This window comes from Clostridium paraputrificum (assembly GCF_900447045.1).
Taxonomy (GTDB): domain Bacteria; phylum Bacillota; class Clostridia; order Clostridiales; family Clostridiaceae; genus Clostridium; species Clostridium paraputrificum.
This window is the reverse complement of the sequence record NZ_UAWH01000015.1, coordinates 294,212-307,487: the sequence shown is the minus strand read 5'-3', so window position 1 is coordinate 307,487 and position 13,276 is coordinate 294,212. Positions and strand designations below refer to the sequence as shown.

Sequence of the window (13,276 nt, the reverse complement as noted above, 5' to 3'; positions counted from 1 at the left end):
GGTATAATATTAATAATTTTATATAAAAAAATAAATTGGGGTTAAAGGTAAGTGAGGGGTTATGAAAATAAAAAAGATTAGAATTATTCATTTTGCTTTAATAATTATTTTTGTATTAATAAGTATACCAGTTATTAAAAAGGTTAAATTAAATTCTCAAATAAAAAAAGTACAAGATGCTTTTTATAAAGAGAATTCAAAATTAGATATTAATGATTTATCATTTAAAAGTATAAGTTTATTAGATGGTGATTTAGAAAATAATCAAATTTTTTTAACAGGAGAATCCCATGGAACAAAAGCTTCTTTTGAATTAAAGGAGTATTTTACGAGGTATTTTGTAGAAAAAGCAGGAGTAAAATATATTATTTATGAAGGAGGATTTTGTACTGCTCAATTAATAAATGAGTATTTAAAAACAGGAGATATTGAAATTATTAATTATATAATGTCAAATTTAAGGGGAACTCAATCTTATACAAAAAATTATTATGAATCAATAAAAAATCTTTATAAATATAATAAATCACTTCCAGAAGATAGAAGACTCCAATTAGTTGGAATAGATATAGAACATCAACCTTTAACCGCAAGAAGATATATAACTTCATTATTACCTAAAGATGAAGCACCTAGTGAACTAAAAGAAATGATAGAACATGTAAAGAAAATTAGTAGAAATAATTATCAAAAGAACTGTAAAGAAATTATTAAAATTCTAGAAAATAACCAAGAGAGTGCTAAAGAATATTTAGGTAATAATTATGACAACTTTTTATTTGGTGTAAAAAACCTATCTTTAAGTTCTGGACAACTTGTTAGAGAAAAGCATCTAATAAATAATTTTATTGAGCAATACGAAAAATTACCGAAAGGGAAATATTTTGGTCAGTTAGGGGGATTTCATGTATCACAGAGTGGATTAGAAGATAAGGATGGATATATTCCATTTGCAGCATACCTTCAAAATAATTATAAAAGAACTGAAGGAGAGGTAATATCCATTAGTTTTGAATATGAAAACTCTAATTGTTATAATCCAATTGGTAATGAAGGATATTATATAAAAAATTCATTTGTTGATTATACAGATGCTGTATATACTACAGATATATTTCCAAAGGATAAGAAGACTACACTATTCAAATTAAATTATGATAGGAGTATGTTTCTTGATAAGTATAATCTTTGTCCATATCCATATGAAAAAATATATCAATATGTAGTTACTATAAGTGATTCTCCTAGTTGTGAAAAATATGAATAAAGTAAAAGAGAAAACTTTAGTTAACTAAGGTTTTCTCTTTTGTATTTAAATATTAAGCTACTTCTAGCTCTTCTTCATTTTCCTTTTCGTTTAAAAGATTTTTAATTCTCTTAAAGTATGTATAAGCTAAAGGAACACAAGCGAATATCCAAGCAACTGGATCAGCTAAACAAATTCCAAGGTATCCTATAAATTTTGGAAGAGTAAATGCAACTAAAGCTCTTGCTGCTAATTCATAAACACCTGCCATCATAGGAATAAATGAATCACCAATACCTTGAAGAGCATTTCTATATATAAATATTAGCCCAAGTGGTATAAAGAATATTGCAGCTATATTTAAACATTGAGTTGCATAACCTATAACAATTTGGTCAGGGCTTTCTAAGAACATCAATACGAAGTACTTACCAAACAGAACTAATACAATACCAGCTATAATACTAGTTATTATAGATATAATTGTACATTTCTTTACTCCTTCTTGTATTCTTTCAAAGTTTCTAGCCCCTAGGTTTTGTCCACAGTAAGTAGCCATAGTAACTCCAAATGTAACAGCAGGTTGCATTACTAATTGAAGGGCTTTAGATGCAGCAGTATATGAAGCTATAACTGTAGAACCAAACACATTTAATGCCCCTTGAACTATCATTATTCCAAGGGCAGTAACAGAGAATTGAAGAGCCATTGGAACACCAATCTTTAAGTGAGTTATATAGTAATCCTTTGTTACTATAAAATCGCTTTTCTTTAACTTTAATATTGTGTGTCTTTTGTAAGTATAAATTAAGCAAAGTACTCCAGATACACCTTGTGAAATAACTGTAGCATATGCAGCACCTGCTACACCCATATCAAAGTTAATTATAAATACTAAATCTAAAACAATATTTAATATTGAAGAAATAATTAAGAAGTAAAGTGGAGTTTTACTGTCTCCTAAAGCTCTTAATATACTTGCTAACATATTATATATAAAAGTAGCAAATGTACCAGCATACATTATTATTATATATTTAGAAGCATCCACCATTATATTATCTGGTGTATTCATTAATCTAAGTACTGGCTTAGCAGATAAAATACTAATAATAGTTATTATAAGTACTGATATTACAGAAAGAGTTATTGCACTTCCTGTTGCTTTTTTCATACCTAAGTGGTCTTTTGCTCCAAATCTTTGAGATATTAGAATAGCAAACCCTGCAGTTAAACCTATAACAAATCCATTTACTAAGAAAACCATAGCACCTGTAGAGCCAACAGCTGCAAGAGCTTCAACTCCTACAAATCTACCAACGATGATTGTATCTACCATGCTATAAAATTGTTGAAATATATTTCCTATAAGTAAAGGTATTGAGAAAAATAAAATCAGTTTTACTGGATTCCCAGTTGTCATATCTTGTGTCATGTACATCCCCCTTTAAAACTTTTACTCACAAGTTTATAGGATAACATGATTGTCTTTATATTGCTAGTAGTTAATTGTATAAAATAAAAATTAATCGTTAACAACAAAAAAGAGAAATTGATACACAATTTCTCTTTATAAGGGATTTATTATTCATCCAATATAGGTTCTATACTTATGCTATTTAATCTACTATTTAAACTTTTTACTTCGTCTTTTAAGCTGCTTACTGTATCAGTAATAGACTTTAAATTATTTTTAGTTAATTCTATATCAGATATCCTATTATTTTTAGAAGTTATATCTTTTATTGCGTTATTAAGATTAGTATATTTTTTGTTTAAGTCAGAGATATTTGTTTTAATAGAAGCTATTTCTTTAGTTAATATTTTTGTAGATTCTTCAAGTTTATTTAGTTTTGAAAAATCTATATTTCTAAATGGACATGAAGAATTTGAGTTATATGGGGGAGATTTAATACTATATTCATCTGTGTATTCTAAAGGTATATCATCATATATATTTTCACGTAATCTAATAACTAAGTATGGTTTATTTATAGAATATGCTGAATCAAATCTTACTATGGAGGTATTTTTACTGGTGCCACTACTTAAGGTGATGCTAAAATCTTCTGTATCAATTTTTGAAGATTTATAAAGTGAGGTTATATCAATATCAATAAAACTATCTACATAGCTATATGGAAAACAAACATTAATATAGTGATTTTTAGATATCTTTGGGGGGGATTTCCAGCTGATTTTATTTAAATCTGGATTATCTATATTCTTTGAAATTGCAATGTTTTTAAATGATAAATCATTACATAATAAGTTATCTAAATATAGATAAAGTGATACAGATTCAATATCTTCAATTTTTATATCTATTGGGTTAAATTTAAGTACTGATACGAAGATGTTATATAGATTTGTTTTTAAATAATGTGTTCCAACTATTAGTTTATCTCCAGTTGTGTTGGAATATTCAGGGCGAATCATATCTATAGTAGTGCTGGAGTTACAATTAACCTTAATTATTTTACTCAAAGTAAAACCTCCTTAATTAGTTAGTAAAATTGGGTTGCTTGAAATTCCTAATATAGAGAATATATCTTCATATGAGTATATATTGCATATATCATTGTTTTTATCTCTTATAAAATTAGATTTATAATCATATCTTATAACTGAATTATCGGAGTCATTTGTAAAGAAGTTAGGTTTGCTCCATGTAAAGCCATTATCCTTTGAGAATGTAGTAAATAACTCGCTAAATTCAATCCATTGAATATAAAGTTCGTTTTTAATTCTTAAAATATGAGGGAATTCACAAGCAATAGTATCTTGAATGATAAAATAGTCTTTCTTAATAAATGAATTGTTTTTTAATTGGCCACTATAATAAGTGCAATAATATTTATCATTATTCTTTTCAGAAAATACTATGTGATAAGTATTTTGGGGAACTTCAACAACTGACAAATAAACCTTAGTTTTATGTGTATTAGTAACTTGAACAGGATGGTTCCAAGATAGGTTATCTTTATTAAAATTAGATATAAAAACTTCTTCATGCCCCTTAGTACTATTTAGATAGAAGATAGTAGGAACATCCTCTTTAAAGGTAACGACGAAATTGGACAATATAAAATATTCAATATTATCAATTTGAGACTTATTCCAGTTAGAACCATCGTAATAATAATGTATTAATTTACCTCTATCAACTTGTGTTACATCAACAAGGTAATAAAAAATGTGTATCTTATCACCAATTTTTTTTATATATGGAAAGGTGATTTTCTCTATAGAGTTAGAACTTTTAAGTAATTCACTCTTATATATGAATTTTGAACTAATGTAGAAATAGAGTAGGGGATTATCCTTGCTGCTAACAATTCCATATATAGAATCATTACTATCAATATTAAAGAAAGAATTAGAAAAGCCATTAATACCTGTAACAAGTCTTTTTTTACATATTGGTTCTTTATTTTTATCATAGATATATAATTCAATTCCATTATCATTACTAAACTCACATATTGAGTTATCTGATTTACGTATTAAGGTGTTGAATTTTCTTTTAAAAGACATAGATATCCTCCTTAAAATTAATTCTATTTATATAATATATTTTTATATTGTTTATTGTGTACATGTTTAATGTGAAAGAGAAACATATATAAAGTAAACTCATATTATAAATTACTATTAATTTTGGAGGATCAGATTTGAAAGAAAAGAATGAATTTTTATTAGAGGATTGTATTCATGAGATAAATAAAGTTGACGCTTTAGAGTTTACATATGAAATAAAGCAGGAAGCAAATGATATAAGTAATGTTAAATGTGAAGGAATAGTAGCTGATAAAATTTATGACTGTATTTATTTAACTAGTAATCAAGTTAGCGTAAAAAATGAGGAGTTTACAATAATAACAGAAGGAGAGGAAGATTACACTGTAGGTGATAAAATTTCTATTGAGAAGTTTGATATTTTTTATAACTTTATAGGCATTATGGAGGATTATAAAGATGGTGTCAATAATAATGAAGATTTCATCTGTGTAGAAGTTGATGGAAGCAAAGTGGATTTAGTTGGAAGTAAGGAATCAGCTCATGAAATAAGGGAAATACCAGTAGAAAATAAAGAAGAAAAGATTCCGGAGATAATCACCATATATAGAGAATTTAATGGTTACTTTAAGAGAAACTCTAATTCTAATTTTAGAGTAAGTATTTTTAAACATGGAGTAAGATATTTTATTGATGGCTTAGAGATAAAAATAAGTGGCAAAATAGGTTGTAAGACTTTTGAAGGAATTAAAAGTTATAAAAAATATGACATTGATAGGGATGGTAATTATATAATTAGTAATCCTGCAGAGATTACTAGTTTGGATAGAGTAAATGAATATAAAAATGAAGAAGTAGACTTTCCAGAAGTAGGATTGAATTTTTCTCCTGTTAATTTATGTGGAGATTTGAATATTCCAAATGATAATAGAAGGGTACAGCTTAAAATCAAATTAGATTCAAGACTTTCTATAGAAAACATTCTTCCATTTTCTAGGTATATGGGAGGCAATACTTTAAATGGATTAGTTAAATATTCATTTTTAGTAACACAGAAAATTTATCATAGTACTAAGGAAAAAATAGGAGTATTTATTGATAAAAAAGGAGTTATTTGTAATAAGAGGGTTTCTGAAGAAAATATGTAGAATATATTTGTAATTTTTAAAACAAAGAGAACTGTCAAATATAGTATTTACCAAGGAACATTTGTCAAAAAGTATCATAGAATAAATTATATAAATGTAAATATTTATATGTATTTGAAAGATAAATAACAGGAGGAACTGTATATGGAAATAAGAGGTAACGAAGGGAATATAGTTGAGCCTTGTGAACAAGAGAACTTTAAGACAAATTGTGCTCCAGATGAATCTTCTGAGTTAGAAGTAAAATGTACAAATATATCAAATGCTAAATGTGTAGGAATATTAGCTGAAAAAATTCATGACTGTGTGTATTTAGAAAGTTTACAATTTGCTGATAAAGATGAAGTATTTGCTATTGACAATTATGATCCTAAAAATCCAAGCTGTAATACTCAATACAGAGTTGGGGATGCAGTATGCATAGATGAAATTTCGTTATGCTATGATAATATCGGAATTAAAGATGATGATACAACTGAAGGAATAGCCCATACTAATCCAAATGCTTTAGGAGAAGGTAATATTTGTGTAAGATATGATATGGAAGACAAAGTGTTTTCAGCTGTACCAGGAACAGGAGTAGCAGTATATAACTATCCTGACAATGCTGTAGATGATGAAAATTTAAAATGCAATACTAATATACCTTCAATTGTAAATTTATATGATGAGTTTGAGGGTACAGCAAACAGAACTAGATGTAATGCTGAGCAAGAAAATGCTGTAGTTCCTAAATCAAGAGTGTTTAAACAAGGTGTTAGATATCATGTTGATAACTTAAAGATTAAAATTAAGGGAAGAATAGGAAATAGACCTTTTACAGCTACAAAGGATTATAGTTGTTATGGTGATCTTTATGGTAATGGTTCGAGAATAACTGTAAATCCAGTAGAAATTACAAAGAAAGATACTTTAGGAAATGGTGAAGGTTGCGGAACTGATGTAGGATTAAACTTTACACCTGTAAATCTATATGGAAGAGTAAGTGTTCCAAGTGATGGAAGAACTGTTAGAAGTAATATAAAACTTGAACATTGTTTATCAGCTGACTGTGTTGAAACAACTGAAAGATATGGAGATTATGGTGAGGGTTATATTCACGCAACTGTTGGATATTCTTTCCTAGTTAATCATAATATTCGTCATACTACATCTGAAGAATTAGCAGTATTTACAAATCCATGTGGAGTGGAATGTCATGATGCAAGCAGAGAATCTGATTGCAATGGCAATGATACTGGAGATGTAGCTACAAAGCCAAGAAGATGCGGATGTAGAAGATAAGATATAGCTATAATTCTATTAAAAAAGAGTGGTTTTTTTATCACTCTTTTTAATATTTAGTAACATAATAATATATAATATAAAAGTTTTTGTCTAAAAATGTTTGGTTACATATCACCCTTTAGAGTGTAGAACATATTATATAAGTAAAGGATAGTCTTAATTAAAATAAGCTTTCTAGTAAAATTCAAATATATTTATGGAGGAAGATTATGATTACAAATTGTCAAAATCGTTCAAATACAGCTTTAGCAGTAACTGACTCAGACTCTAGAAAAAGTTGTGCTGCGCCTGAACCAGGTAAAGCAATTTTAAGTTGTGGAGCTGGAGCAGTTGGGCCATTACCAATATTAGACCTTGCAGGGGCAAGTATTATTAATCCTTATTCACTTGCTAGCGTAACTATAGATACAAGAGCAATGAAGTGCCCTTGTGTTTTAATTAATTTTACAGGATTAATTAACATTCCTATAGGTGTATTGCCAAATATAACATTTAGATTAGTTAGAACAATAGATGGATGTACTCAAGCAGTAGGCGGAAGCTACAACTATAGTGATGCTATTGATGCATTACACAGTGAGTCTTTTGCATTCCAATTCTGTGACTGTGGACAATGCTGCGGATGTGCTACCTATTCAGTAGAAATATCTAATGCAACATTGGCACAAGCTGGTACTACAATAAGTGGTAATATTTCAGCTTTAGCAGTAGAAAAAGCTTGTAGCTAATTTAATCAAATAAGAATTGGAGGTAATATAATGGCAACTTCATGTGGAAATAACGTAGCTAATGATGAATTAGCAGTAGCAGATCCAGCTGAAACTTGTAGGCCACAAACTCCTGGAAAAATGATAATGAGTTGCGGATCTGGATCAGCAGGTCCACTCCCTATATTAGATTTAGCAGGAGCAAGCATAAGAAATCCTTATGCAGTCGGAAGCGTAACTATTGATACAAGGGGATTAAGATGCCCAACTGTATTAATTCATGTTACAGCATTGATTAATGCACCATTAGGAGCTATACCAAGCTTAACTTTTAGAGTAACAAAATGTTGCAATGGATGTTCTCAATCTGTTGGTAGTTCGTTAACATCAAGCTCTGCAATAAATACTCTATCTGGTAAAACTTTTGAATTCCAAATGTGCGATAGTGGAGAATGTTGTGGATGCTGCACTTATACAGTAGAAATATCTAATGCTACTTTAATTCAAGCTGGAACAAGTGTGAGTGCTCAAGTTTCTGCAATAGCTGTAGAAAAAATTTGTTAATAAACAAAGTATATAAGAGTACAGAGAAGTCTGTACTCTAAATTTTTGAAATTATTTAACAATTAATTTATATTTATATGAATAATGTAAACATATTGCTAAAATGAATATATATAAGAGAATTTTTTTGTATAATAATAATGAAAATAATATCATAAGGAGGTAATATGGTTGAATTAATGATTATAAGTGGATTAGTATTACTAATCTGCATAACATCTAGTAAGATGTTATACAAATTTGGAGTCCCAATGCTTCTTATATTCATAGTTCTTGGAATGTTGTTTGGTTCTGATGGAATAGTAGGAATATATTTTGATAATTATGATTTAACTAGTAAACTGTGTTCTATTGCACTAGTTTTTATAATGTTCTACGGAGGCTTCGGTACCAACTGGAAAATGGCTAAACCAGTAGCCAATCAATCAATACTCATGTCTACCTTTGGGGTAATAATAACATCGTTACTAACAGGAGTGTTTTGTTATTTTATTCTAAATACAAGTCTTTTAGAAGGACTACTTATAGGTTCAATCGTTGGATCTACAGATGCCGCTTCAGTCTTTACTATTTTAAGATCACAGAAATTAAATTTAAAAAGTGAAATTGCATCATTATTAGAAGTAGAAAGTGGAAGTAATGACCCAATTGCATATATGATGACACTAAGTATTATAATGATAATGTCTAGTGGCTTAAGTTGGAGTATAGTTCCTATGATATTAAAGCAAGTTATATTTGGAATACTCCTTGGAGTTGTTCTTGCTAAAGCTACAGTTTTTATAATAAGAAGGGCTAACTTTGAACTTGAAGGTTTTTATAGTATATTTATTATTGCGATAGCTATTTTAGCCTATGCATTAAGTGAATTTATAGGGGGTAACGGCTACTTAAGTGTATATATTTCGGGAATAATACTTGGTAATAGTAAGATTCCTCATAAAAAGAGTTTGGTTGTTTTCTTTGACGGAATATCATGGATAATGCAAATAATGTTATTCTTTATGTTGGGATTATTATCTTTCCCATCAAGATTACCTGAGGTTATTGGAGTTTCAATCATCATTTCTATATTTATGATTTTTATTGCAAGACCAATAGCTACACATTTTATTCTTAGGGGATTTAAAACTCCTATTAAAGAACAAATACTTATTTCTTGGGTAGGGTTAAGAGGTGCTGCATCAATAGTTTTTGCTATTTTTGCAATTACTTCTGGTGTGCCTATAGAAAATGATATTTTTCATATAATATTTTTCATAGCGCTAATTTCAGTGTCTGTTCAAGGTACTCTTTTACCAAAGGTAGCACAAAAATTAGATCTTGTTGATAATGACACAACAGTTTTAAAAACATTTAATGACTATCAGGAAGATAAATCAACAATGCTTTTAGAATATAATGTGTCTAGAAGTAGTAAGTGGATGAACAAAACAATTATGGATGCAGAAATTCCAGATGATATATTAATAGTAATGATAAAAAGAAATGGCCAAGTTATTGTACCAAAGGGATCTACTGAGATTTTAGAAAATGATATACTTGTTTTAAGTGGCAATAACTTAAATGAGGTTGCTTTAGGAAAATAAATAAGTTTACATCTGTTTTCAAATAAACTATTATGATAATTGATAATGAAAGATTGGAGAAAAATATGAAAGTAAATATGTTTATCCCTAGGTACATGGTAGGTTTTAAATGTGTTAGCTCTAAGTGTATTGATACTTGTTGTGTTGGATGGGATATAAATATAGATGAAAATACCTATAATAGGTATGAAAATTCAGAAAGTAAGCTTAATAAGTTAGTTAACGGGAAGTATAAAGTAAATAATTATGAACATGATATTTTTAACCATGGATTCATGATTTTAGAAAATGAAAAAAATGCCCATTTTTAAACTCGAATATGCTTTGTGATATTCACGGTAACATTGGCGAAGAACATTTGTGTATCACCTGTAAGAATTATCCTAGAGTTTATAATATAATTGATGATGTTTATGAAATGAGTGGATTAACATCTTGTTATGAGATTTGTTTAAATTCTCTTTTGAATAAGGAAAAGATGGAATTTATTGAAATTGAAGATGAACTTGATATAGATAATATAGAAATAAGAAGAATAATAGATAGTGAAGCCTTTGAATATAGTGATAATTTGCTTCAATATTTCTGGGATATTAGATTAATTACAATTAATATTATTCAAAATAGAAGTTATTCTATAGAATTCAGATTAAGTATATTAAAGCATTTCTTTAATATACTAGAGGATGCTTTTAAAGAAGAGGACTTTGACGTCATAGAAGATATAATCGAAGATTTTTCTTCAGAGGATTATGACTTTACATCTATAAGGAAAGAAGCTTTTGATGGTGATGAAAAATTTTATTCTATACTATGCAGTGATGAACTATCAAAGAATATAAAGAGTGTTAGATTAAAGCAATGCATTAAGGAATATAAAGCTGGTCTAGATAACTTAGACGTGTTTAATGAACTTAATAGCCAATTAGATTCCTTTGAGTATATATTTGAAAACTATTTGGTTAATAAGGTATTTACAGACTTGATACCATTTAATAAAGGCGAAGACCTATATCTAGGCATTAACTATCTTATTAATATTTATAAAGTAATTAAGGCATACGTAATTGGAATTGCAGTAGGTAATGAAGAAGAAATCACAGAATATGTAATATTAAGAGTGATTCAATCTATCAGTAAGGATATTGAACACAATAAAGTTTATGAAAAAATACTTATTAGGTAAGAAGGGAGCTCGATTAATGATTGGGCTTCTTTCTTTTTATTTAAGTTATTATTTTATTATAAAATAATTTGACTATCAAAATAATTTATGATAATCTAATACCCATAAAAGATAAATTACTTATAAGAGAGGACACAATATGAAAAAGAAAACATGGATAATAGTATTGATAACATGCATAATAGCTAGTATTTTAGGGGGATTATCACTTTACACACCTATGAGCAAAGGAGCTGAAAAAGGTGCCTTTTCAGCAGAGAGGGCTAAAGAACATATAAAAGAAATTGCTAAGGAGCCACATTCAATTTATGATGTAGATGCGTTGGCTAAAGTAAGGAATTATATTTTACAAGAGCTTAATGAATTAGGATTAGACACTGAAGTTTTCACTTATGAAAATGTAGAAGATAGAAATGGAAAAATAGTAGACATAAACAATATTTATACAAAGATTGATGGTAAGAATGGAGAAGATGGAAAATATATTTTATTAGCATCTCACTATGACTCATCACCTAAAAAGAGAGATGGAGAAGCGGAAGGTTCTTTAGGAGCAGCTGATGCAGGCTATGGTATATCTACAAGTTTAGAAATACTTAGAGTTATTAAAGAACAAGACAAGCCTCTTGAAAATGGAATAAAGATCTTAATAACAGATGGTGAAGAGATGGGGCTTCTTGGAGCAAAAGAAGAAATGAACAATAATTTCTCATTATATGAAAATGTAGAATATGTTGTAAATATAGAAGCTAGAGGAATTAAAGGCCCAGCATTAATGTTTGAGACAAGCTCAAATAATAAAAAAGTAATAGACCTATATAAAAAAGCGAATTTACCTATATCATATTCCTTAGCAGCAGATGTATATAGTAAAATGCCAAATGGTTCAGACTTTAGTGAATTTAAAAAAATGGGATTACAAGGTATAAACTTTGCAGTTTTAAATAGCTTAGATTATTATCATACACCAAAAGATAACTATGAGAATGTAAGTGATACAAGTCTTCAGCATTATGGAGAACAAATCCTTCCTGTAGTAGAAGAATTCGTATATAATGCTGATTATGGTGAAGAAGGATATCTAGATTCTAATGAGGATGCTATATTCTTTACTTTATTACCTAATGTATTTATAAATTATTCAACAACTATAGCATTTGGATTAATGATTTTAATTATAGTAGCTACATTCTTAGTTATTAGAAAATTTAATATATCTATTAGAAGCACTTTAAAATATACAGGAATATGGCTTTTAATAGGAATTATATCACTTGTTGGTGGAGTTGTAGTTTCATATATAATTTCATTAATAACAGGAATGCCATTTAAGATAACATATATGCCAAAAGTGCCTGGTGATGATATTATTTTGGGTACTTTCTTGATACTACTTACTATACTAACTACTATCTTTATAGGTAAGATTTCTAGAAGTAGTGAAAATAAAGAGGGGATAATAATAGGATCTATAGGATTTAATATTATATTCCTAGTGGTTACAATGTTTACTTTAAAGGGAGCTAGTTATTTATTCCTTTGGCCAGCAGTAATTTCATTAATTATATTTGGTTTATTAAAGAAAGGTATAAACAAACTTATAGCAGTGATTCCAGCAGCTCTTAGTATAATAATGTTTGTACCTGTTATATGGAATATATATATTGCATTAACAATAGGTGCTTTAGGAGTGGTATTACTACTTGCTATAATTTCTCTAACTACAATTATAGCATTTATAAATTATATAAAATAGAAACTTAATAGGTATGTATAAATTAGTTTAATTCTTTCATACCTATTAATTATTTAAGTTAAATGTTTTGAATAATTAAGTTATTGCTAATTATTTATTATGTTTATTTGACTTTGGTTTACCTTTTTCTCCTTTAATATGTAGTTTTGAGTGTTCAATATCCATTTCAACAACTTTTGTAAATTTAGACATTTTAAGATCCTCCTTATTTCTTAATCACAATTAATTTAACCAATACTTTAGAATATACAACCTATTTTATCTGCCTTTAGTG

Annotated in this window: 12 protein-coding genes; 9 read left to right on the top strand and 3 right to left on the bottom strand. The window is 28.2% G+C overall.

Annotation, left to right across the window (positions count from 1 at the left end):
• The first annotated feature begins 61 nt into the window (after positions 1 to 61).
• Positions 62 to 1,267 carry a TraB/GumN family protein gene (locus DR024_RS12975; RefSeq protein WP_111918974.1) on the top strand — a complete coding sequence of 402 codons (1,206 nt, stop codon included), beginning with the start codon at positions 62 to 64 and terminating at the stop codon, positions 1,265 to 1,267.
• A 52-nt stretch (positions 1,268 to 1,319) separates the two neighbouring features.
• Here DR024_RS12975 and DR024_RS12970 read toward each other — a convergent pair whose 3' ends face one another.
• The 3 genes from DR024_RS12970 to DR024_RS12960 all read right to left on the bottom strand — a co-directional run bounded on the left by DR024_RS12970 (position 1,320) and on the right by DR024_RS12960 (position 4,783).
• Positions 1,320 to 2,681, bottom strand: a complete 1,362-nt coding sequence (locus tag DR024_RS12970) for an MATE family efflux transporter (protein WP_111918972.1) — start codon at positions 2,679 to 2,681, stop codon at positions 1,320 to 1,322.
• 149 nt (positions 2,682 to 2,830) lie between these two features.
• Positions 2,831 to 3,733: a DNRLRE domain-containing protein gene (locus tag DR024_RS12965; protein ID WP_027097823.1), complete on the bottom strand. Its 903-nt coding sequence runs from the start codon at positions 3,731 to 3,733 to the stop codon at positions 2,831 to 2,833.
• 12 nt (positions 3,734 to 3,745) lie between these two features.
• Complete coding sequence (locus DR024_RS12960; RefSeq protein WP_027097824.1) at positions 3,746 to 4,783, bottom strand: hypothetical protein; 1,038 nt, start codon at positions 4,781 to 4,783, stop codon at positions 3,746 to 3,748.
• A gap of 137 nt (positions 4,784 to 4,920) precedes the next feature.
• On the opposite strand from DR024_RS12960, the gene DR024_RS12955 reads away from it, so the two are divergent.
• The 8 genes from DR024_RS12955 to DR024_RS12925 all read left to right on the top strand — a co-directional run bounded on the left by DR024_RS12955 (position 4,921) and on the right by DR024_RS12925 (position 13,002).
• Entirely contained in the window at positions 4,921 to 5,913 is a 993-nt protein-coding gene (locus DR024_RS12955; protein ID WP_055254042.1) for a hypothetical protein, read from the top strand.
• Between the two features lie 144 nt (positions 5,914 to 6,057).
• Positions 6,058 to 7,197: a hypothetical protein gene (locus DR024_RS12950; protein ID WP_027097826.1), complete on the top strand. Its 1,140-nt coding sequence runs from the start codon at positions 6,058 to 6,060 to the stop codon at positions 7,195 to 7,197.
• A gap of 212 nt (positions 7,198 to 7,409) precedes the next feature.
• Entirely contained in the window at positions 7,410 to 7,928 is a 519-nt protein-coding gene (locus tag DR024_RS12945) for a DUF4489 domain-containing protein (RefSeq protein WP_027097827.1), read from the top strand.
• Positions 7,929 to 7,958: 30 nt separating this feature from the next.
• Positions 7,959 to 8,471: a DUF4489 domain-containing protein gene (locus DR024_RS12940; RefSeq protein WP_027097828.1), complete on the top strand. Its 513-nt coding sequence runs from the start codon at positions 7,959 to 7,961 to the stop codon at positions 8,469 to 8,471.
• Between the two features lie 167 nt (positions 8,472 to 8,638).
• Complete coding sequence (locus DR024_RS12935) at positions 8,639 to 10,060, top strand: potassium/proton antiporter (RefSeq protein ID WP_027097829.1); 1,422 nt, start codon at positions 8,639 to 8,641, stop codon at positions 10,058 to 10,060.
• 65 nt (positions 10,061 to 10,125) lie between these two features.
• Entirely contained in the window at positions 10,126 to 10,371 is a 246-nt protein-coding gene (locus DR024_RS18245) for a hypothetical protein (protein WP_316320238.1), read from the top strand.
• Positions 10,372 to 10,379: 8 nt separating this feature from the next.
• Complete coding sequence (gene fliB / locus DR024_RS12930) at positions 10,380 to 11,246, top strand: flagellin lysine-N-methylase (RefSeq protein ID WP_316320239.1); 867 nt, start codon at positions 10,380 to 10,382, stop codon at positions 11,244 to 11,246.
• A gap of 139 nt (positions 11,247 to 11,385) precedes the next feature.
• Positions 11,386 to 13,002, top strand: a complete 1,617-nt coding sequence (locus DR024_RS12925) for a M28 family peptidase (RefSeq protein ID WP_111918970.1) — start codon at positions 11,386 to 11,388, stop codon at positions 13,000 to 13,002.
• Positions 13,003 to 13,276 lie beyond the last annotated feature (274 nt).

Excerpts from the sequence above, each read along its gene's own strand:
- DR024_RS12975 (WP_111918974.1), top strand. The coding sequence starts at position 62 with ATGAAAATAAAAAAGATTAGAATTATTCATTTTGCTTTAATAATTATT.
- DR024_RS12970 (WP_111918972.1), bottom strand. The coding sequence starts at position 2,681 with ATGACACAAGATATGACAACTGGGAATCCAGTAAAACTGATTTTATTT.
- DR024_RS12960 (WP_027097824.1), bottom strand. The coding sequence starts at position 4,783 with ATGTCTTTTAAAAGAAAATTCAACACCTTAATACGTAAATCAGATAAC.
- DR024_RS12950 (WP_027097826.1), top strand. The coding sequence starts at position 6,058 with ATGGAAATAAGAGGTAACGAAGGGAATATAGTTGAGCCTTGTGAACAA.
- DR024_RS12945 (WP_027097827.1), top strand. The coding sequence starts at position 7,410 with ATGATTACAAATTGTCAAAATCGTTCAAATACAGCTTTAGCAGTAACT.
- DR024_RS12940 (WP_027097828.1), top strand. The coding sequence starts at position 7,959 with ATGGCAACTTCATGTGGAAATAACGTAGCTAATGATGAATTAGCAGTA.
- DR024_RS12935 (WP_027097829.1), top strand. The coding sequence starts at position 8,639 with ATGGTTGAATTAATGATTATAAGTGGATTAGTATTACTAATCTGCATA.
- DR024_RS18245 (WP_316320238.1), top strand. The coding sequence starts at position 10,126 with ATGAAAGTAAATATGTTTATCCCTAGGTACATGGTAGGTTTTAAATGT.
- fliB (WP_316320239.1), top strand. The coding sequence starts at position 10,380 with ATGCTTTGTGATATTCACGGTAACATTGGCGAAGAACATTTGTGTATC.
- DR024_RS12925 (WP_111918970.1), top strand. The coding sequence starts at position 11,386 with ATGAAAAAGAAAACATGGATAATAGTATTGATAACATGCATAATAGCT.